Source organism: Blattabacterium sp. (Mastotermes darwiniensis) str. MADAR, assembly GCF_000233435.1.
Taxonomy (GTDB): domain Bacteria; phylum Bacteroidota; class Bacteroidia; order Flavobacteriales; family Blattabacteriaceae; genus Blattabacterium.
Window position 1 is genome coordinate 479,328 of sequence record NC_016146.1, and the last position, 22,734, is coordinate 502,061.

The 22,734-nt window shown below is 26.8% G+C and carries 19 protein-coding genes; 11 read left to right on the top strand and 8 right to left on the bottom strand.

Translation table 11 applies throughout. From position 1 onward, the window contains the following. The first annotated feature begins 12 nt into the window (after window positions 1-12). Window positions 13-2,076 carry a ferrous iron transport protein B gene (feoB, locus tag MADAR_RS02385; RefSeq protein ID WP_014158933.1) on the top strand — a complete coding sequence of 688 codons (2,064 nt, stop codon included), beginning with the start codon at window positions 13-15 and terminating at the stop codon, window positions 2,074-2,076. A gap of 122 nt (window positions 2,077-2,198) precedes the next feature. On the opposite strand, the gene MADAR_RS02390 is transcribed toward feoB, so the two are convergent. Further along, the gene (locus MADAR_RS02390) at window positions 2,199-3,188 is read right to left on the bottom strand and encodes a D-alanine--D-alanine ligase (protein WP_014158934.1); all 990 of its coding nucleotides are present in this window, start codon (window positions 3,186-3,188) and stop codon (window positions 2,199-2,201) included. Between the two features lie 29 nt (window positions 3,189-3,217). On the opposite strand from MADAR_RS02390, the gene MADAR_RS02395 reads away from it, so the two are divergent. Continuing rightward, window positions 3,218-4,105: a PASTA domain-containing protein gene (locus tag MADAR_RS02395; RefSeq protein ID WP_049779098.1), complete on the top strand. Its 888-nt coding sequence runs from the start codon at window positions 3,218-3,220 to the stop codon at window positions 4,103-4,105. 4 nt (window positions 4,106-4,109) lie between these two features. Next, complete coding sequence (locus MADAR_RS02400; protein ID WP_014158936.1) at window positions 4,110-5,117, top strand: RluA family pseudouridine synthase; 1,008 nt, start codon at window positions 4,110-4,112, stop codon at window positions 5,115-5,117. Here the strand turns inward: MADAR_RS02400 and mgtE are convergent. Then, on the bottom strand, window positions 5,109-6,470 hold the full coding sequence (gene mgtE, locus MADAR_RS02405) for a magnesium transporter (RefSeq protein WP_014158937.1): 1,362 nt from the start codon (window positions 6,468-6,470) through the stop codon (window positions 5,109-5,111). The genes MADAR_RS02400 and mgtE overlap by 9 nt on opposite strands. Window positions 6,471-6,568: 98 nt before the next feature. Here mgtE and leuS point away from each other — a divergent pair, with 98 nt between their 5' ends. The 6 genes from leuS to rpoN all read left to right on the top strand — a co-directional run bounded on the left by leuS (window position 6,569) and on the right by rpoN (window position 15,130). Further along, a complete protein-coding gene (gene leuS, locus MADAR_RS02410) occupies window positions 6,569-9,403 on the top strand; it encodes a leucine--tRNA ligase (protein WP_014158938.1) in 2,835 nt (944 codons plus the stop codon). A 61-nt stretch (window positions 9,404-9,464) separates the two neighbouring features. After that, window positions 9,465-10,892, top strand: a complete 1,428-nt coding sequence (locus MADAR_RS02415; protein WP_014158939.1) for a Glu/Leu/Phe/Val dehydrogenase — start codon at window positions 9,465-9,467, stop codon at window positions 10,890-10,892. A gap of 25 nt (window positions 10,893-10,917) precedes the next feature. Then, window positions 10,918-11,631, top strand: coding sequence for a UMP kinase (gene pyrH / locus MADAR_RS02420; RefSeq protein ID WP_014158940.1), 714 nt, complete (start codon window positions 10,918-10,920; stop codon window positions 11,629-11,631). A gap of 7 nt (window positions 11,632-11,638) precedes the next feature. Continuing rightward, entirely contained in the window at window positions 11,639-12,187 is a 549-nt protein-coding gene (gene frr, locus MADAR_RS02425) for a ribosome recycling factor (RefSeq protein ID WP_014158941.1), read from the top strand. An 18-nt stretch (window positions 12,188-12,205) separates the two neighbouring features. Then, window positions 12,206-13,636: an asparagine--tRNA ligase gene (gene asnS, locus MADAR_RS02430; RefSeq protein WP_014158942.1), complete on the top strand. Its 1,431-nt coding sequence runs from the start codon at window positions 12,206-12,208 to the stop codon at window positions 13,634-13,636. 3 nt (window positions 13,637-13,639) lie between these two features. Next, the gene (gene rpoN / locus MADAR_RS02435) at window positions 13,640-15,130 is read left to right on the top strand and encodes an RNA polymerase factor sigma-54 (protein WP_014158943.1); all 1,491 of its coding nucleotides are present in this window, start codon (window positions 13,640-13,642) and stop codon (window positions 15,128-15,130) included. Here rpoN and MADAR_RS02440 read toward each other — a convergent pair. The 6 genes from MADAR_RS02440 to MADAR_RS02465 form a co-directional block, all read right to left on the bottom strand. Beyond that, complete coding sequence (locus tag MADAR_RS02440) at window positions 15,125-16,492, bottom strand: aldehyde dehydrogenase family protein (protein ID WP_014158944.1); 1,368 nt, start codon at window positions 16,490-16,492, stop codon at window positions 15,125-15,127. The two genes, rpoN and MADAR_RS02440, sit on opposite strands and share 6 nt — an antisense overlap. 14 nt (window positions 16,493-16,506) lie before the next feature. Continuing rightward, entirely contained in the window at window positions 16,507-16,953 is a 447-nt protein-coding gene (locus tag MADAR_RS02445) for a SufE family protein (protein WP_041178002.1), read from the bottom strand. Between the two features lie 40 nt (window positions 16,954-16,993). After that, window positions 16,994-19,288 (bottom strand): 5-methyltetrahydropteroyltriglutamate--homocysteine S-methyltransferase, encoded by a 2,295-nt coding sequence (gene metE, locus MADAR_RS02450; RefSeq protein WP_014158946.1) that lies wholly within the window; start codon window positions 19,286-19,288, stop codon window positions 16,994-16,996. 71 nt (window positions 19,289-19,359) lie between these two features. Further along, window positions 19,360-20,559, bottom strand: a complete 1,200-nt coding sequence (locus MADAR_RS02455) for a putative sugar nucleotidyl transferase (RefSeq protein ID WP_014158947.1) — start codon at window positions 20,557-20,559, stop codon at window positions 19,360-19,362. Between the two features lie 18 nt (window positions 20,560-20,577). Further along, complete coding sequence (locus tag MADAR_RS02460; protein ID WP_014158948.1) at window positions 20,578-20,835, bottom strand: type B 50S ribosomal protein L31; 258 nt, start codon at window positions 20,833-20,835, stop codon at window positions 20,578-20,580. Then, the gene (locus tag MADAR_RS02465) at window positions 20,828-21,937 is read right to left on the bottom strand and encodes a 3-oxoacyl-ACP synthase III family protein (protein ID WP_014158949.1); all 1,110 of its coding nucleotides are present in this window, start codon (window positions 21,935-21,937) and stop codon (window positions 20,828-20,830) included. Before MADAR_RS02465 ends, MADAR_RS02460 begins: the two co-directional genes overlap by 8 nt. 64 nt (window positions 21,938-22,001) lie before the next feature. Here MADAR_RS02465 and MADAR_RS03095 point away from each other — a divergent pair, with 64 nt between their 5' ends. Together MADAR_RS03095 and MADAR_RS02470 are read left to right on the top strand one after the other, a co-directional pair. Next, window positions 22,002-22,175 (top strand): class I SAM-dependent methyltransferase, encoded by a 174-nt coding sequence (locus MADAR_RS03095; protein ID WP_255321545.1) that lies wholly within the window; start codon window positions 22,002-22,004, stop codon window positions 22,173-22,175. Between the two features lie 2 nt (window positions 22,176-22,177). Beyond that, complete coding sequence (locus tag MADAR_RS02470) at window positions 22,178-22,732, top strand: ubiquinone/menaquinone biosynthesis methyltransferase (protein ID WP_255321546.1); 555 nt, start codon at window positions 22,178-22,180, stop codon at window positions 22,730-22,732. The last annotated feature ends 2 nt before the right edge of the window (window positions 22,733-22,734 follow it).

Sequence of the window (22,734 nt, forward strand, 5' to 3'; positions counted from 1 at the left end):
AGAATCTATCTAATGCAAAAAAAAATAGTAAAATTGGCTATAATTGGAAATCCAAATGTTGGAAAAACTTCTTTATTCAACAAATTGACTGGACTTAACCAAAAAATAGGAAATTATTTGGGCGTAACAGTTGATAAAAAAATAGGGTATTTTTATTATGATCGTACCTATTATCAAATAGTAGATCTTCCTGGAACTTATAGTATATACCCATCCTCTAAAGATGAAGAAATAGTGAGTAAATTCTTACTGACTGATACAGAAAATGTGGATTATCCAGATAAAATTATTGTTGTAGCGGATTCCTCCAATATAAAAAAAAGTATTCTTTTATTAAGACAAATACAAGATTTAGGTTTTTCTGTCTTGTTTGTTCTAAATATGATTGATGAAGCAAAAAAAAAGGGAATTGTCATTGATATAGAAAAACTGAAAGAATTTCTTATAACAGAAATTGTATCAATTGATGCGAGAAAAGGAATAGGAATAGAAAAGGTTAAAAATAAAATAAAAAACATGAATGATAAAACAAAGAGAATATCTTTTTTTTTTAATCCAGAATCGTATTATCCCATTGCTATTCAAGATGTAAAAACTTTTTATCAAGTAAATACCTATAGAGCTTGGTACTATTTAGCTAATAATAATGAAGAAAAAATTTTAAATGAAATAAAAAAAAAACACAATATTATTTCTAAAAGATTGCAAATTAAGGAAACATTGGATAGATATCAAGAAATAAGTAACATTTTATCCAAAACTGTTTCTGAATTTCTTTCTGAAAAAGAAAAAAACTATTTAAATTTTTCCAAAAAAATAGATAATGCTTTATTGTTACATCCTTTATGGGGATATTTTATTTTCTTTTTTTTATTATTCATCATATTTCAAAGTGTTTTTTTTTGGTCAGAAATTCCTAAAAAATTTATAGAATTTTTTTTTTATATTCTTCAAAAAAAGCTGAAAAATATTTATCCAGGTCCTTTAAATAATTTTTTTTTACAAGGAATTATACCCGGAATTAGTACCATTATTACTTTTATTCCACAAATTTTTATTTTATTATTTTTTATTCTTCTTATGGAAGAAAGTGGTTATATAACTAGGGTCATTTTTCTAATGGATAGAATGATGCGACCTTTTGGATTAAATGGAAAAAGTGTAGTACCTCTTATATCTAGTATAGCTTGTTCCATTCCAGCAATAATGTCTGCTAGAAATATTGAAAATCCTAGAGATCGTTTAATCACTATTTTAGTTACCCCTTTTATGATATGTTCAGCTAGATTGCCTGTTTATACTTTAATTATTTCTTTAGTCATTCCAAATCAAAAATGGTATTTTATTCAATTAAGAGGAGTAGTACTCATGGCTATGTATTTTTTAAGTTTTTTTTCTGCTTTAAGCATATCTAGGATACTTCATCAGTTTTTGAAAAAAGATTATAAAAGTCATCTTATTATGGAAATGCCTACTTATAAATGTCCTATATTCATAAATATATTAATTACTCTTTGGATGAATATCAAATCTTTTATTTTGAATGCAGGAAAAATGATTTTATTGGTTAATGTATTAATTTGGAGTTTAGGATCCTTTGGCCCTTCAAAAAAATTATCGAATCAAAATTATACTTTTATTGAAGAAAGGATCCAAAGACAAACACTTCCTAATTCTTATTTAGGTTTAATAGGAAAAAAAATGGAACCCTTTCTTAAACCATTAGGATATGATTGGAAAATAGGAATTGGATTATTCTCTTCGCTTGTAGCAAGAGAAGTATTTGTTAGCACTATGACATCTATATATAGTATAGAAAATAGTATGGAAAAAGGAAATTTACTCTTAGAAGAAAAAATGAAAAAAGAAACATTTCCTGAAACAGGAAAACCGGTTTATAATCTGGCTACAGGATTTTCTTTATTATTTTTCTATGCTTTCTCTATACAATGCATAAGTACCTTATCCATAGTAAGAAAAGAGACTAAATCTTGGAAGTGGCCCATCATGCAATTTTTTTTTATGACAACATTAGCTTATCTTTTTTCTTTTCTTATTTATAAAATTTTAAAATGAAAATGTGGCAATATGTTATTATTGGTTTATTATTCTCGTATTCCATAATTTATTTATTCAAAAATTTGTGTAATTTTTTTTCAAACAAAAAGAACTTTTGCAAAAAAAAATGCAATTGTAAATTATAATTTTTTTGAACACTCAATAGAATAATCGATAGATTGTTTGAATAAATCGGATAAAGATATTCCGGCAATATTTAATTGTTTGGGAAAAATACTTTCTTCCGAAAGTCCAGGTATAGTATTTATTTCTAAAAAAAAAGGGGTATCCTTTACAAGGATATATTCCGATCTAGATATTCCTGATAAATTTAAAATATTGCATACTTTTTTTGCCAATTTTTGAATCTTCCTTTCAATATTTGGTAATAATCTAGCAGGTGTAATTTCTTGAGATCCTCCACCATATTTCGATTCAAAATCGAAAAAATCATTTCTACTGATTATTTCTGTAATTGGTAAAACTTTAATTTGATGATTGAATGAAATAACTCCTACGGAAACTTCAATTCCTTTTAGAAAAGATTCAATAATAATTTCGTGATCTTCTTTAAAAGCTTTTTCTATAGAAGGTAATAGATCCTCTTTTTTATACACTTTGGATATACCTAAACTAGATCCTGCTCTATTAGGTTTTACAAAACAGGGGAGTCCTACTTTTTTTATAATATTTTTTTCGCAAAAAGGTTGATTCTTATTTAAGAAAAAGGAAACAGCTGTATCTATTCCAAATTCTTTCAAGAAAGTTAAACAATATTTTTTGTTAAAAGTTATATTGGATTGATGAAAGTTACATCCCGTATAAGGGATTTTCAATAAATGAAAATAAGATTGTAATATTCCATCTTCTCCTGGAGTCCCATGAATAACATTAAATACACAATCAAATTTTAAAATTTGATCCTGTTTGAGACAAACGGTAAAATCATGTTTATTAATAGGATATTCATGATTTTTTTCATCCTTTAAAATCCATTGATCTCTGTATATATAGATTTTATAAGGTAAAAATTCTTTTCTATTTAGATTTTCGTAAACAACTTTTCCGCTTTTTAGTGAAATAACAGATTCTTCGGTATAACCACCCATAACAATGGCAATTTTTTTCATTATTCTTGATTTATTTTATATTTATTCATATGAAATATTCAAAATATTGTTTGATTTTCCTCTTCAATTTATTGATGGCTGTTTTCATTTTATATAAAATTACTCATTTTGCATTAAAATGGGCCGATACTTATACCAAACATGGATCCTATGTGGTAGTACCTAATCTTCGTTACTTAACTTTAAACCAATCCATATCCATTTTAAAAAAATTAGGATTAAAATATGATGTAGATACATCTCGTTATGATCCGTCTTTTAAACCTTCCCAAGTGCTTTCCTTTTTTCCAGAAGCAGGAGATCATGTTAAAAGAGGAAGACATATATACATACAGGCTAATTCTAAAAATTTAGAAGTAGTTCTACCCAATATAATAAATAAAGATAAACGTATAGCAATTAAATTGATTCATGCAAATCATCTTCTAGTGAAAGAAATAAAATATGTAAATGATGTTGCAAAAAATATGGTACTAAAAGTTTTTTATAAAGGAAAATCAATACCATCTGGATCTATTTTGCCACATAAAGATAGAATTACTTTAATAATTGGAAAAGGATATGAAAAAAATAATTTTATGGTTCCAAATGTTATTGGAAAGTCTTTGATTTCTGCAACTTCTACTTTAAAAGAAAAATTATTTAAAATAATTAATTTTTATTATGATCATTCTTCTATGAAGAATAAGGAAGCCATAGTCTATCGTCAGGAACCTTATCCTGGGAAAATACATAATAAAAATAAACCTATTTATCTTTGGCTCACTTACAACAATAATAATCAAACAAAAGAAGAATTCTTGGAGAATTCTTCAATAAAACCATATGACGAATCAAATGATATCAACGAAAATAATAATAAAAATAATGAAAAGAATGATGACACCCATACAAAAAAAAATCAAACATTGAATTGAATAAATGTCTCTAAAAAAATTTAGTTTTTCTGCAGAAAAACATCAAAAATCTATTCGAATTGATAAATTTTTGAGACAATACATTCAAAATGTTAGTAGAAATAAAATTCAAAAGGCAGTTTATTCAGGAAAAATATTGGTGAATCAACGTATTATAAAAAAAAAGAATTACAAAATAAAACCTTTTGATTTCATAGAAGCAGAGATCTATTCTTATTCTACTCCAATTGTTGTTGTAGATTCAGAATATAGAAATATTATTGCAGAAAGAATTCCTCTGAATATTATTCATGAAGATGAAGATATTCTAGTAATCAACAAACCTGCAGGAATGGTAGTACATCCTGGTTTTGGGAACGAAAAAGGAACCTTAATTCATGGAGTAAAATACCATTTAAAAAATAATAAGGAATTATATAGATTAGGTTTGGTTCACCGAATAGATAAAGATACTTCAGGTTTACTTGTTTTAGCTAAGAATGAACAGGCACAAAAATGTCTATTTCAACAATTTATTTCTAAAACCATTAAAAGAAAATACATAGCTTTGGTATGGGGAAATTTGCAGAAAGAAAAAGGAACTATAACTGGCTTTATAGGAAGAGACCCTAAAAATAGAAAAAGAATGACTGTTTTAAAAAAAGATTTTGATAGAGGAAAATATTCTATTACTCATTACAAAGTTTTGGAAAGATTTAAATATCTAACGTATGTTTCCTGTAATTTGGAAACAGGTAAAAAACATCAAATAAGAGCTCATTTCAAATATTTAGGACATCCATTATTTAATGATTTTACTTATGGTGGAAATAAAATAATTATGAAAAAAAATATTTCAAGAAAACATATTGAAATTTTAAAAAAATGCTTAAATATATTAAAACAACAAGCATTACATGCTATTTCTATTTCCTTTATCCATCCAAGTAATAGGAAATGTCATTTTACCTGTCCAATTCCTAAAGATTGGAAAAAGTTAATACAAGAATGTAGAGAAAAATTCTTATATTAACGTCCCACGAAGAAGAATACAAGACATAGAAAAATATATAATTAAACCAATGACATCGACTAATGTAGCAACAAAAGGAGCAGAAGAAGCAGCTGGATCTCCCTTAAATTTTTTTATTAGAAAAGGCAACATAGATCCGCTAAACGTTCCCCACAGTACCACTCCAATCAAAGAAAAAAAAACTGTTAATCCAACCAATAAAAAATGAGGTCCATAATTAAAAAAATTTATTTTATGCCATGTAAAAATACGGATAAAACCGGTTAACCCTAAAATACTCCCTAATAGTCCCCCACATATTATTTCTCTTCGCATCACCATCCACCAATCTTTCATTTTCACTTCTCCCAAAGCCATTGCTTGAATAATTAAACTTGCCGCTTGAGAGCCACTATTTCCACCACTAGAAACCACTAATGGAATGAATAAAGCCAAAACAACAGCTTTTTCTATAACACTGGAGAAGTATTGCATTACAGTTGTAGTGAACATTTCTCCTATAAATAACAAGATTAACCATCCAGCCCTTTTCTTAATTAATTTAAATAAAGGAACATTCAGATAAGATTGATTTAAAGCTTCCATTCCTCCCAATTTTTGAATATTTGTTCTATAATTTTCATTTAAAACCCATAATATATCATCTATGGTGACTATTCCAAGCAAAATTTTCTGATCATCTATTACTGGAAGTGAAACTCTATTATTCATAGAAGAAAATATTTTATTGGCTTCTTCTTCTGTATCGGTAACACTTAAAGCTGCGGTATATTGTCCATCCATCAATTCAGCTACTTTAGTATCTGTATCTACTAATAAAAATTCTCGTATTTTTATATCGTCAACCAATTTTCCTTTTTGATTTACTATATAGATTATTTCTATTGCATCACTATTCTTCCCTTCTTTTCGTATATAGTCTAATACTTCTTGTACACTCCATGTATCTCGTACAGCAAGATAATATGGAATCATAAGACGTCCTACACTGTTTTCTGGATATCCTAAAGCAACTAGGGTTCTACGTTTTTCTTCCGGTTTTAAATATTTAATTAAATCTTTTAAAGAATTTTTTGGAATATTTTCTAGAAAAGACACACGATCGTCCACAGATAGTTGATTCATCAATTCCATTATTTTAAAAGAGGAAATTCCTTCTATAATTTTTTTTTTTATAGGAAAGTCTAAAAATTTAAAAACGGAAGTTGCTTTATTGATTTTTAATGAAATAAATATTTTTACAACATTATCCGGATTATCTTGAATTATTTTCACTAAATAACTAATGGTTTGATTATTTAAAAACTTTTCGTTAAAATTATTTTTTAAACAATCTTTATCGGAATTAAACATTTATTTTCTTTTTTAGAAATTTTTTTTCATTATCCTCTTATGAAATTTCCATCATTATAAAATAAAATTAAAAGCATCTTTAAAAAAATAAAAGTAACATGGAATATAATTTTCGAAAAATAGAAAAACGTTGGCAAATATATTGGAAAAAAAACGAGATTTTTCATACAAAAGAAAACGATTTTTATACAAAAAAATATTATATATTGAATATGTTTCCTTATCCTTCTGGTACAGGTCTACATATAGGACATTGCTTAGGATATATAGCTTCTGATGTTTATGCAAGATATAAACGTGCGAAAGGATATAATGTCCTAAATCCGATAGGTTTTGATTCCTTTGGACTTCCTGCAGAACAATATGCTATTCAAACTGGACAGCATCCTTACGAAACTACTCGAAAAAATATACAAAGATACCAAAAACAATTAAATAAAATAGGACTTTCCTTTGATTGGAAGCGTCAATTATGTACCAGTAATCCTGATTATTATCGTTGGACTCAATGGATGTTTATTCAAATTTTTAATTCTTGGTATGATAAAAATAGTGATAAAGCTCAACCTATAGAACTTTTAATTGATGAGTTTAAAAAAAACGGAAATTTATCGGTAAATGCTAGTAATTCCTTTAACTATAAATTTGATTCAAAAGAATGGAAAGAATTCAGTTCTTTAAAAAAAGAAACTATTCTTCTAGATTACCGTTTAGCTTTTTTATGTAAAAATACAGTGAATTGGTGCCCTGAATTAGGTACAGTTTTAGCTAACGACGAAATAAAAAATGGGAAAAGTCAAAGAGGTGGATATTCCATTTATAAAAGAAAAATGCTTCAATGGCATATAAGAATCACTGCTTATGCAGAAAGGCTTTTAAAAGGGTTAGAATTTATTGATTGTTCCAAATCTCTTAAAAAATTGCAATACAATTGGATAGGAAAAAAGAAAGTAGTTTCCATTTTCTTAAAACTTCTTTTTTCTAATGTAGAAAAAATAGAATTTTTCATTCATCGTCCAGAAATTATATTTGGAATGACCTTTATCGTTCTATCTACAGATCATCCATTGGTAGAAGAAATCACTATTTCATCCAATAAAAAAAAGCTTATTGCATACAAAAGAGAAATAAATTCTATAGAAAAACAATTGGAAAAAAGAAAAAGTATTTCAGGTTTTTTTACAGGAAACTATGTTCTACATCCATTCATCAAAAGAAAAAAAATCCCTATTTATGTTAGTAATTATTTCTCTGTAGATACTCAAACAAAATCTACAATAGGCATACCTAGTCATGAAAAATGTAGTCAAAAATTTGCAGAATATTTTGGTTTAGAAATTTTACCAGTTTTTATTCCAGAAAATAATACTGATCCTAATAAAAAAAATGAACCTTATGAAGGAGAAAATGGAATATGCATTAATTCTGATTTTTTAAATGGCTTGAAAGCCAAAGAGGCGAGAGAAAAAATAATTAAAATTTTGGAAAAAAAAAATATCGGTGTAAAAAAAAATAGTTATAGATTACGGGACGCTGTTTTTTCTAGACAAAGATATTGGGGGGAACCCATTCCAATTTATTTTAAAGGAAAAATACCCAAAACCATTCCCATTGAAAAACTTCCTCTTATTTTGCCAAAAATAGAGAATTATCACCCAAAAAATGGAAAATCTCCATTAATGAGAGTGAAAAATTGGGCTTGGGATGAGAAAAATATGAAAATAGTTTCAAATACTCTTATCGATAACAAATATGTATTTCCTATAGAAACTAATACAATGCCATGTTGGGCAGGATCCAGTTGGTATTTCCTTCGTTATATGGATGTTCACAATAACAATTTTTTTTTAGATCATAAAAAAGAAAATTATTGGAAAAATATAGATTTATATATTGGAGGCTCTGAACATTCTACAGGACACTTAATTTATGCTAGGTTTTGGCACAAATTTCTGAAAGACAGAGGATGGATAAGAACAGAAGAACCTTTTAATAAAATATTAAATCAAGGAATGATTCTCAGTCATTCTGCCATTATATTAAAAATTATTGGAAAAAATACATTTATTTCTTATGGATTGAGGAAAAAGTATGGTTTCCCATTACAAGAAATATACGTAGATATTTCTCTAATAAATCAGAATAACGAATTAAATATAAAAAAATTTAAACAATGGAGACCTGAATTTTATAATTACAAATTTATTTCGGAAAAAGAAATTTTTTTTTGCAAAAGAAAATTAGAAAAAATGTCCAAATCTAAATACAATGTTATCAATCCAGATCATATTTATGACAGATATGGATCTGATATATTTCGGATTTATGAAATGTTTTTGGGTCCAATTACACAATCAAAACCTTGGGATGATCAAAAAATTAATGGAATCAAAAATTTCGTTAATAAATTTTGGCGTTTATTCCACAATAAGAATGGAATATTTCAAGTAAGTAATTTAGATCCAACATTTCAAGAATTAAAAATATTGCATTCCACAATTAAAAAATTACAAGAAAAAATAGAATCTTTTTCTTTTAATACATCTATTAGTTATTTAATGATAATCGTCAATAAATTAACCAATTTAGAATGTAATAAAAGAAAGATATTGGAACCTTTAGTGAAATTAATGGCTCCATTTTCTCCTCATATAGCTGAGGAAATTTGGAGAAAACTAGGAAGTAAAAAATCAATTTTATTTTCATCTATTCCTATTTTCGATCCAAAATATCTTGTTGAAAAAAAAATAACCTATCCGATTATGTTTAATGGAAAATTAAAATTTAAGGAAATATTTGATTCAAGTCTAACAATAGAAAAAATAAAATATAAAATTTTAAATCATCCTAAAACTAAATTTGTTTTAAAAAACAAAGTATTACAACGAGTAATCATTATTAAAAATAAAATAATAAATATTTTAATTACTTAAATAATTTTGTATTATATTTAATATAGCATTCAAGAATACAGCACATTGTAAAAAATTTTTTATGTCAAAAAAAAACAAAAGTAAAGCTGATACGTTTTTTAGTTGTATAGAAAAAAATTTCGATAAAGCTACACGATTTATTCCTCCTATTGAAAAAGGACTATTGGAACAAATTAAATCTTGTAATGCTGTATATCGTATGCACTTTCCTGTAAAAATAGGAAAAAAAATAAAAGTTATTGAAGCTTATAGAGTCCAACATTCTCATCACAAACTTCCCTGCAAAGGAGGAATAAGATACAGTTTAAAAGTCAACCAGGATGAAGTAATGACTTTAGCAGCTCTTATGACCTACAAATGTGCTATAGTGGATGTTCCTTTTGGTGGAGCTAAGGGTGGAATTAAAATAGATCCACAAACTATTTCTGTAGAAAATATAGAAAAAATAACACGTCGTTATACTTCTGAATTAATTAAAAAAAATTTTATAGGTCCAGGAATTGACGTTCCAGCTCCTGATTATGGAAGTGGAGAAAGAGAAATGAGTTGGATTTTCGATACATTTTTATCTCTTATTCCAGGAGAAGTCGATGCTCTAGCTTGTGTTACAGGAAAACCTCTTTCTCAAGGAGGAGTAAGAGGGAGGAAGGAAGCAACAGGATTAGGAGTCTTTTATGGAATTAGAGAATTATGTAGAATAAAAGAAGACATGTTATCTTTAGGTCTTGATGTTGGATTGGATGGAAAGAAAGTTATAATACAAGGTTTAGGAAATGTAGGGTATCATGCCGCTACTTTTTTTCATGAAGCAGGTGCTATTATTGTCGCTTTAGCAGAAAGAGAAGGAGCCATTTACAATAAAAAGGGATTGAATGTCTCTAATGTGATTCTACATTTAAAAAATACTGGATCCATATTAAATTTTCCAGGTTCAAAAAATATTGAAAATACAGAAAAAGCTTTAGAATTGGAATGTGATATTTTAATCCCTTCTGCATTAGAAAATGTAATACATAAAAATAATGCTAATCGTATTAAGGCTAAAATTATTGGGGAAGCAGCTAATGGACCAGTAACTCCTGATGCAGATGAAATATTAGGTAAAATGGGAGTAATTGTGGTACCAGATATTTATTTAAATGCTGGAGGAGTAACAGTCTCTTACTTTGAATGGTTAAAAAACTTAAGTCATGTTCGTTATGGACGTATGGAGAAACGTTTTAGTGAAAATGTAAATTCAGAACTTTTACAAGTTATTGAAACTATTTGCAGAAAAAAAATTCTAACGGAAGAAAAAAAAATGATTTTGAGAGGTCCAAGAGAAATAGATTTAGTACGTAGTGGGTTGGAAGATACAATGATTAGTGGATTTCATAAAATTCGTGATATAAAGAAATCCTCAGGAATAGAAAATATGCGTACGGCTGCATTTGTTCTTGCTATAAAAAAAATAATAGATTCTTATGAAAAATTAGGAATTTTTCCATAATCTTAAAATAAAAAATATCTTTTCCATGAAGTACAAAAGATCATTATTGAAATTAAGCGGAGAATCTCTTATGGGAAATAACGAATTTGGACTTCATTCTACTCGTCTTCAACAATATGCTGAAGAAGTTAAAAATGTAGTAGATATGGGGGCACAAGTTGCTATAGTTATTGGAGGAGGAAATATCTTTAGAGGTTTTTCTAATAATAATACGATAGATCGTATAGGAGGAGATTATATGGGAATGTTAGCTACTGTTATCAACGGTATAGCCTTACAATCTTATTTAGAAAACGTGGGTGTATGTGCTTCTATACAAACAGCTATTAGAATGGACCAAATAGCAGAACCTTTTGTTAAAGATAAAGCCATTCATCATTTGGAAAAAGGAAGAGTAGTTATATTTGTAGCAGGATTGGGCAATCCTTATTTCACTACGGATACAGCAGCTGTATTGCGTGCTATAGAAATAAAAGCCGATGTTCTATTAAAAGGAACTCGAGTAGATGGAATCTATACTAAGGATCCGGAAAAAGATAAATATGCAAAAAAAATAAAAAGAATATCCTTTGATATGGCCTATAAAATGGAAATAAAAGTAATGGATCAAACAGCATTTATTTTAGGAAATGAAAATAATTTACCTATTATCATTTTTGATATCAACAGAAGAGGAAATTTTAAAAAAGCAATTTCCGGAGAAGACATAGGGACCTTGGTTACTACTAAAAAAAAATAAAAAAATTATGGATGAATTAAATAAAATTTATTCTTCTTGTAAAAAAGAAATGGAAAAAATTTTAAAAAAACTACAAGAAGAAATTCATCGTGTTCGTTTAGGAAGTAAATCCGTTATTCCATTTTTGGAAAAAATAAAAATAAAGTGTTATGGAACTTTTTTACCTTTGATAGAAGTATCCAATATAACTATTTTAGACCATATGAATATAAGTATTCAACCTTGGGATCGTTCCCTTACATCCTCTATAGATAAAGCTATTATCGATGCAAATTTAGGTTTTATGCCCACTAATAAAGGAGAATATATTCACATTCATCTTCCCATTGTGACAGAAGAAGGGAGAAAAAATTTGATGAAAAAAATTAAAAAAAAAACAGAACAGGCAAAGATATTCGTGAGAACAATACGAAAAAAAAATAATCAAACCATAAAAAAATTAAATTTTTCCGAAGATTTGTCTAAATACGGAGAAACTCATATACAAAAAATAACAAGTGAATATATTCAAAAAATTGAGGATTGTTTCATTTCCAAAAAAAAAGAAATATTATAAAAAAAATATATTTTTTCCATGATCATAAAATATTCTATTAAAGAATTATTGGATGGAGGAATTTTTTTTTTAAATAAAAAAGTTGTAGTTGAAGGCTGGGTCCGTTCTTTTCGTCATTCTATTTTTATATTATTAAATGATGGATCTACAATTAAANATATTCAAATTATTTTATCTAAAAAAAACTTAGATAAAAATTTTATAAAAAAAATAACCATCGGAACTTCTATTAAAGTTACAGGGATCGTAACAAAAAGTATAGGGAAAAAACAATCTATAGAACTTTCATCTTTAGATATAAGTATATATGGAGAAGTAAAATCAGAAATTTTTCAAAAATCTATTCTACAACCGAAAAAACATAGTTTAGAACTACTTCGTAAACAAGCTCATTTACGTTTTCGTACAAATATTTTTAGCAGTATTATGCGTATACGTCATCATATAGCTTTTTGTATCCATAAATATTTTCATGAGAATGGATTTTTTTATATTCATACACCAATTATTACCACTTTAAATTCTGAAGGAGAGGGATCTGGAAAAATGTTTCAGGTAACAACTATGGATTTAAAAAATATTCCATGTATAAAAGAAGAAAATATATATAAAAAAGATTTTTTTAAAAGTAAAACATATCTTAGCGTATCTGGACAGTTAGAAGCAGAAATGGCCTCTTTATCTTTAGGGAAAGTGTATACTTTTGGACCTGTTTTTCGTGCAGAGAATTCCAATACATCACGACATTTATCCGAATTTTGGATGATAGAACCAGAAATGGCTTTTTATCATTTAGAAGAAAACATGAATTTAGCAGAAGATTTTTTAAAATTTATCATACGATATATTGTTAAAAATTGTATGGAAGATCTTTCCTTTTTAAAGGATAATATAACAAAATGGAATCAAGAGAAAGAAAAAAAGGGATCCATTTTAGAAAAATTGGAACTTTTAATAGAAATTCCCTTTCAAAGAATCAGTTATACTGAAGCTGTAAGGATTCTTGAAAAAGAGAACAAAAAAGGAAAATTTATTTATCCAGTTATTTGGGGTATGGATTTGCAATCGGAACATGAACAATACTTAGTGGAATATTTTAAGACTCCTGTAATTGTTTTTGATTATCCGGCTTGTATTAAAGCTTTTTATATGCGTATAAATAATGATGAAAAAACGGTTAGAGCTATGGATATTTTATTTCCAGAAATAGGAGAGATCATTGGAGGATCTCAAAGAGAAGAACGTTATGATCTTTTATTGAAACGTATAGAAGAAAAAAATATAGAGTATAATAAACTTTGGTGGTATTTAGATACACGTCGTTTTGGTTCTGTTCCTCATAGTGGATTTGGTTTAGGATTCGATCGTCTAGTTCAATTTATTACAGGAATGAAAAATATTCGTGATATTATTCCTTTTCCAAGGATACCCAATCATGCAGAATTTTAAAACATGTTAAAACAAAAATTATTACAAAAAAGACAACAAAAACTTTCTCCACAACAAATTAAGTTAATGAAATTGGTTCAATTATCTACTTTAGATTTTGAACAAAGAGTGAAACAAGAATTGGAAGAAAATCCAGCTCTTGAAATGGAAGAAGATGGGAGTGATTCAGAAATATCAGAAGAAAATTTGAATTTTCTAGAAGATTCAAATCCATCCAATAACAACATGGATAATAATAAAGATGGAGAAACAATAAATAATATTGATGAATACTTAAGTGATGATGAAATTTTAGATTTCAAAAATAATAAACACAATCAAAATTTCAGTGAAGAAAAATATATGCCCATAGTTTCTGTTATTTCTTTTCAAGAATATTTAAAAAGTCAGTTACATACTTTTCGTTTCCTAAGTAAGGAAGACTTATTGATTGCTGATTTTATAATAGGAAGCATAGATGAAAATGGATATATAAGAAGAAAAATATCTGCTATAGTAGATGATATATTTTTTAAACTTGGAATATCTGTTACTGTAAAAAAAGTAGAAAAATTACTTTTAAATTATATACAGAAACTAGATCCTATAGGAATAGGAGCTAGAGACTTACAAGAATGTCTTCTTCTTCAATTAGAAAATAAGAAACAGTCCATAGAGGTTAATCTTGCTAAAGATATTATACAAAATAATTTTGAATCTTTTACAAAAAGACATTTTCAAAAATTGAAAAATAAATTAGGAATAACAAGAGATCTTTTACGGAAAGTAATTTTTAAAATTGAAAAATTAAATCCAAAACCAGGAAAAATATATTCTGGCAATCATAGAAATTTAGATCATATTATTCCAGATTTTACTATTTGTATTTTAGATGGAAAATTAGAATTATCTCTAAATCATAGAAATACTCCAGAATTAAAAGTATCCTCTTTATATATAGATATGTTAAAATCTTATTATCAGTACTCTAAAGAACGAAATATGAAAAAAAATGATGAAAACACTATTGTTTTTATAAAAAAAAAAATAGATTCTGCAAAATGGTTTGTAGATGCTATTAAAAAACGTCAAAATACACTAATGTTAACCATGAATGCTATTATGGATTATCAAAAAGAATATTTTTTCACAGGGGATCCATACAAGATTAAACCTATGATATTAAAAAATATATCCCAAAAAATTGGAGTAGGAATCTCTACTGTTTCTCGCGTTGCTAATAGCAAATATGTCAATACTCCATACGGAACCTTCTTAATCAAGAGTTTTTTTTCTGAAAAAATGATAAATGAAGAAGGGAAGGAGATCTCCTCCATTGAGATAAAAAAATTATTGGGAGAATCCATTTATAAAGAAAATAAAAGAAAACCTCTGACTGACGAAAAGTTATCTATAATTCTCAAAAAAAAAGGTTATATAGTAGCAAGACGTACTGTAGCTAAATATAGAAATCAAATGAAAATACCAGTATCCAGAATGCGAAAAATTTTATAATTTCCTTTTTTTTATAATAATAGTTTTCCAATTAGAGAATTCTTTTATGGATAAAACAGAAAGTTCTCTTCCATATCCAGATTTTTTCACTCCTCCAAAAGGAAAACGAGGATCTGATTTCACAATTTCATTGATAAAAACCATACCAGTATTTATTTTTTTGGATAATACTTCCGCTTTTTTTAAATCTTTAGTCCAAATAGAAGCTCCTAATCCATAACACGTATAATTAACAATAAAAGGAATTTCTTCTTCTTTAGAAAAAGAATAAACCAATCCAATTGGACCAAATATTTCCTCTTTATTATTAGAATAATTTTCCATCTTTATCTTCAACAAAGATGGAGAAAAAAAGTTACCATCTCTTGTAGATTCTAAGCATACTGTTCCTCCATTCGAAATAACTTTCTTATATTGTTGATGTAATTTTTCAGATAAATCAATACGAGAAATATAACCTATTTTAGTATATTTTTCATATAGATCTCCTCTATGATATTTTTTCATTTCTTGAATAACCAGATCTATAAAATCATCTACAATAGAATTATCTACAATAAAACGTTTAGCAGAAATACAGGACTGTCCTGTATTGTTTAATCTAGATTTTGTAGCAAATTTCGCCGATTCTTGAATATTATTGACATCTTTCATGACTACAAATGCATCATTTCCTCCTAATTCTAAAATAGACTTTTTAATATACTTTCCGGATAAATATCCTATATGACTTCCTGTTAAATGGCTTCCTGTAAAAGCAACTCCTTGTATGATAGAATGGGCTATTAAAGATTCTATTTGATGGTTTTCTACTAAAAAAACTTGAAAAACACCTTTTGGAAACCCAGATTCAACGAATATCTTTTCTAAAAGAATAGAACACCCTGCAGTATTAATAGCTGGTTTAAGAATCATTACATTTCCTAATAAAATATTAGGAATGGTACATCTGATAGTTTGCCAAATAGGATAGTTCCAAGGCATAATTCCTAATATAGCCCCTATAGGCTCAAATATAATATAAGATTTTTCATATTCAGTAGATATGTTTTTAAAAAAGATAGATTCTTCCAAAGAAGAATAATATTTGCACAAATTAATACTTTTATTTATTTCTTCACGTGATTGAGTTATAGGTTTTCCCATTTCTTGGGTAATGGAATACGATAATATATCTAGTCCTTCTTGCATACGATAAGATAATCTCGTTATACTTTTTACCCTAGAATAAAAAGAAGATCCTTTCCATTCTTCATAAGCTTTATGAGCTATAATAAGCTTATCCTTAATTTCTTTTTCTTTTAGAAAGGAATAAGTATTTATTATACTATTATCTACGGGATTAATAGTTTGGAACTTCATAATTTTTAAAAATTTTATTGAATTTTACCACTCAATCTAACAGAAATTTTTTCATTAAAAGCTATTGCATAAAACTTAATTTTTTTTAACAACAAAAGAATACCATTAGCTCGAATTGGGGATAAAAATGTTTGAAATCCTATTTCATAAATAAAATTAGCCCTAGATGAAATAATTTCAAAAGGGAAATGTCCTGAATACACACGAATCATAATAGCAGCGATCCCTCTAGGTAACAAAGCATCACTATCTGCATCAAAAAAAACACGACTACCCTTTAATTTAGCTTCTAACCAAACTTTAGATTGACATCCATAAATTAATTTATCTTCGGATCTAAAATTATCGGATTTTTTTGGTAACTCTTTTCCTAAATCTATAAGATATTCATATTTTTCTTCCCAATTTTTGAGAAAAAAAAATTCTTTTTTTATTATTTCTTCTTTATTTTGTAACGTCATTGCAAATATTTTACGCAAATATAAGATCCTTAATATTTTTTCATATTAATTGATCCATTTTTTTTCTAGCAATTTTTGCAGCTTCCGTCATATTTTTAAGGGATTTTATAACTTCATTCCATTTTCTAGTTTTTAATCCACAATCTGGATTAATCCAAATATTTCTGATTGGTATTTTATTGGAAGCCTTTTTAATTAAATCTAATATTTCTTCTACAGTAGGAATTCTTGGAGAGTGAATATCGTATACTCCTGGTCCAATTTCATTAGGATAAGAAAATTCTGAAAAACCCTTTAATAACTCCATCTTAGAACGAGATGTTTCTATAGTAATAACATCTGCATCTAGATCCGATATAGGTTTCAATATATCGTTGAATTCACTATAACACATATGTGTATGAATTTGTGTTTCATCTTTTACTCCACTTGAAGCAATACGAAATGCTTTAATAGACCAATTAAAATAAGACGTCCAATCCTTTTTCTTCAAAGGTAATCCTTCTCTAAGAGCAGGTTCATCAATTTGAATAATTCTAATTCCAGAATCTTCTAAGGATTTTACCTCATCCCTAATAGCCAAAGCAATCTGATAAGCCGTAGTAGAAATGGGTTGATCATCTCTAACAAAAGACCACTGTAAAATAGTTACAGGACCGGTTAACATTCCTTTCATTAACTTCTTGGTTTTAGACTGAGCAAAACAAATCCAATCCACAGTCATTTCACCAATTCTACCTACATCTCCATAAATAACAGGAGGTTTTACACAACGACTTCCATAACTCTGAACCCATCCATTGTCAGTAGAAATAAATCCCTTCAATTTTTCTGAAAAAAATTCAACCATATCGTTTCTCTCAAATTCTCCATGGACTAAAACATCTAAATTGATTTCTTCTTGTTTTCGAATAACCTCTACAATCAACTCTTGAATTTTATTTTCATATTCTTTTTTACTTAATTCTTTTTTTCGTAATTTACTCCTTAAAATACGAATTTCTTTAGTTTGAGGAAATGAACCAATAGTAGTGGTAGGAAAAAAAGGAAAATTAAATTTTTCATGCTGTTTTTTCTGACGAATTTTAAAGGAACTTTTTCTTTTTATATCATTTTCTTTTATTTTTCTCACTCTTTCTTTGATCTTGGTATCATGAATAAAGGAAGAAGTCTTAGCCTTTTCTAATAAATCAAAATTTTTTAATAAAATATCCTTATTTCCTTTTAGAATATTTTCTAAATCACTTAATTCATAAATCTTTTGTTTAGCAAAACAAATTATTTCTTTGATATCATTAGGAATGGAATATTCGTATTCTATATCTATAGGAATATGTAAAAGAGAAGAATTAGGAGCGATCATTACTCTTTTATCTCCCAATAATTCTATGGATCTTTCGATTTTTTTAATGGAATGAACATAATTATTTTTCCATATATTTCTTCCATTTATCAATCCTAAAGATAAAATCATTTTTTTTTCCATCAAAAAATCTAGAATAAATTCTAATTGTCCTGGATCTTCTATTACATCAATATGTAAAGCTTGTATAGAAATATCCTTAATAAGAGAAATATTTTCTAAAATTCCATCAAAATAAGAGGTGAGCAATATATTTACTTCAGAACAAAGTTTAGATATTTCCTGATAAGCGTATTGAAAAGCCTCTATTTCTTTTTGAGACAAATCTAAAACTAAAATAGGTTCATCTATTTGAATCCAAGTAGATCCTTGATTCTTTAATTTTTTAATTATTTGTATATAAACAGGAATAAGATTTTCAATCAAATCCATTCTATGAAATGAATTTTCTTTTTCTTTTCCCAAAAAAAGATAGGTAATAGGACCTATCAAAACAGGTTTTGGAATAGATTTAATCTCTTTTTTTATTTCTTCAAATTCATCAAATATTTTATTGGAAAAAATATGAAATTTTTGATTTTTGTGAAATTCCGGAACTATATAATGATAATTAGTATTAAACCATTTAGTCATTTCCATAGCCTTTACATCCCATCCATTTTTTTGAAATCCTCTAGCCATAGAAAAATAAAGATCAATTTTTTCATTAATGATAGGAATTGACAAATAAGGATCCGGAATGCATCCCAATAATAAAGACATATCTAAAACATGATCATAAAAACTAAAATCATTACACGGAATCAAATCTAAACCTGATTTTTCTTGTATTTTCCAATTTTCTTTTCGTATTTTTTTTCCAATTTCAAATAACTTATTTGAATCTATTTTATTGTACCAATAAGCTTCACAAGCTTTTTTTAATTCTCTTTGTATTCCTATACGAGGATAACCTAAATTATGTTTCAACATAAACCAATTATTTTTATTTCAATTCAAAAACTATCACAGACCAAATGAACAAAAAAAAATAAAAAGTTGGATCATTCATCCATCGAATGATATAAATATTTTAAAATTTCTTTATCCAATAGAGAAAAAGTAACATCTCTTCTCTTCATCATTATATCAGCAGTTTCACATACTTTTTTAAAAGAAATGATTTTCCTCTCTTGTATTCCTCCTAAGGAAAAAGAAGGAATATATCTAGGTGGAAAACCATAACCAAAAATACTTGCATTAACACCTACTATCGTAGCTGTATTAAATTGAGTATTAATTGAAGATTTGGAATAATCTCCCATTATCATTCCAAAAAATTGAACATCAATAGGACAAAAACTTTTTTTTTCGTAATTCCAAACTGTAACTTTAGAATAGTCATTTCTTAAATTGGAAATATTAGTTCCAGCTCCTAAATTACACCATTCTCCCAAAATTGTATTTCCCAAAAAACCATCATGAGCTTTATTAGAATAAGAAAAAATTACAGAATTTTTTATTTCCCCACCTATTTTACAAAAAGGACCAATGGTCGTTCCTCCATATATTTTAGTTCCCATATTTAAAATCGATTTTTTACAAATAGCGGCTGGTCCTCTAATCATAGATCCTTCCATAATTTGAACTCCTTTTCCAAGGTATATAGGACCAAATTTAGCGTTTAATACAATATTTTCTGTTGTCATATCTTCTTCTAAAAAGATTTTTTCTTTAGAGATAATGTGATTATTTCCAAATAAAGAAAAAGAATTTTTTCCTTTTGTTAAAAACAAAAAATCTTTTTCTAATACAATTTCATTGTTCATAAAAATATCCCATGGTTTTTGAATGTCAACTACCTGGTTGATGTAGCATTTTTTTTTATAACCATTTAATGCTTGTAATGAAAAAGGATTTTCAAAAGAAAAATGAGACTTTCGTACAGCTACAATTTTTTCTTTAAAAAAAACCGCCTCATTTTCTCTTAATTCAAAAATTATTTGAATCAATTCTTCATTTGGAAGAAATGAAGAATTGATTATTAATACATTTTTGTATATTCCTTTCTTGCCCATTACAAAAGAATATTTTTTTGAAAGATATGGTTTCGTTATAACAAAAGCTTTTCCTCCAATATATCTTTCCCATCTTTCTCTTATTGTGAAAATCCCTAAACGAATTTCTGATATAGGTCTAGTAAATGTAAGAGGCAGCAAATTTTTCCATTCTATACTTCCATCATACAATATGAAATAATCCATAAATAAGTAATTTCTATTCTATAAATTTTTTTTATATTTTTCGTATTTTTTATTAAACTTTTCTGCTGGTCCCGTTTTCCCTGAGAATCTTTTTTCTCCAGTAAAAAATGGATGAGAAAAACTGGAAATTTCCATTTTATACAATGGATAAACCAATCCATTTATTTTTATAGATTCTTTTGTCTTTACGGTCGATCTGCATATAAATATATTTTCGTTATTTATATCTTTAAAAACCACAGATCTATAATTTTTTGGATGTATTTTTTTATTCATAATGTTTTTTTTTTGGAAACCGATAAATCATTCCATTAATATTCATTCCTGCTCCTAATGAAGCCATTAATATAGTATCTCCAGGATGAATTTCATGAGGAAGCATCCTTTTTTGTAGAATCAAATCCAACAAAGTTGGAACAGTTGCTACGGAAGAATTTCCATATTTTTGAATGGTCATTGGCATTAATTTTTTACAAAAATCCTTAGTTTTTGCATTATTATAATTATACAATTTCAATAATCTTTTTAAAATAGCATAATCCATTTTTGCATTAGCTTGATGAATAAGAATTTTTTTAATGTCTTTCAGATGTAAATTTGCATGATCCAATATTCTTTTTAACATGATTGGAACTTCTGTTAATGCATATTCATAAATACGTCTTCCATTCATTCTAATATTGACTAGAGATTTTTTATAACTAGGATTCAAAGATGGTCCATTATTTAGATAATGAAGTTCTTCATTGTTGTTACACTGAGTATCGTAATAAATGATTCCGAGATTTTCTTCTTCTATTTCAATAGAAGATAAAACAGCAGCACCTGCTCCATCTGAAAAGATCATGGAATTTCTATCATGCGGATCTATAGCTTTGGATAAAGTTTCAGAACTAGTGATCAAAATATTTTTTGCATATTTAGCTTGCAGAAGCTGATCAGCCAATATCATCCCTTCTATCCATCCTGTACACCCAAATATCATATCATATGGACGACATTTCTTATTTTTTATTTCAAGTTTATTTTTCACTCTAGCAGCTATAGAAGGCATTAAATCCGATTGAAAAGAAATAGGATTAATATCTCCATAATTGTGGGCAGAAATAATATAATCTATTTCTTCTTTATAAATTTTAGAGTTATTCAAAGCTCTTTTTGCGGCAATAGTAGCTATATCAGAATTTAATAAGGAATTATTAATATATCTTCTTTCTTCTATTTCTGTAATTTTTTGAAACTTATTGATTATTTCTTCATTAGATTTTTCAATTTTCAATCCTTTTTGATCGTAAAATACGTATTTTAAAAAATGATTACTCTTTATTATATTTTTTGGCAAATAGTGTCCAGTACCTGTAATGATGGATCGAATCATTTTTTTTAAATAAAATTCTTTGAAAGAATCGTTTTTCTTAAGTAAATTATGATAAAATAATATTATGAACAAATATCCTATTTTATCAGAAGAAAAATTAATAAAAATGTTTGATAATATTTCTTACAATTATGATTTTATTAATCATGTTTTGTCTTTCGGAATAGATATTTTATGGAGAAGAAAAGTGATAGATTTATTAACCAATATTGGTAAAAAAAAAATCAAAAAATATTAGATTTGGCTACTGGAACTGGAGATCTAGCTTTATTGATAGCTAAAAAATTTCATGATACCAATGTTATTGGTTTAGATCCTTCTGAAAAAATGCTAACAATAGCCAGAAATAAAATAAAGAATAATCTTTTAGAAAAAAGAGTAAAATTTATTCAAGGATATTCACAAAATATTCCTTTCAATAAGGATACTTTTGATGTAGTAACTATTGCCTTTGGAATAAGGAATTTTCAATATTTTCATCTCTCTCTTAAGGAAATATATAGAATTCTTAAACCTTTAGGAATTTTAGAAATTTTAGAATTTTCTAAACCTTCGAATACTTATATAAAAAAAATTATTGATTTATACTATCGTTTTATGGCTCAAATAGGAAGTTTTTTATCTAGAAACCGTTTTGCCTATAAATATTTACAGGAATCCATTCAATCTTATTCCTATTGTGGAAATAAAATGAAAAGAATTTTAAGACATCATAAATTTAAAACTATTTATACCAAAACATTAACATTTGGAATTGTTTCTATTTATTTATCAAAAAAAAATGAATTTGATTAAAA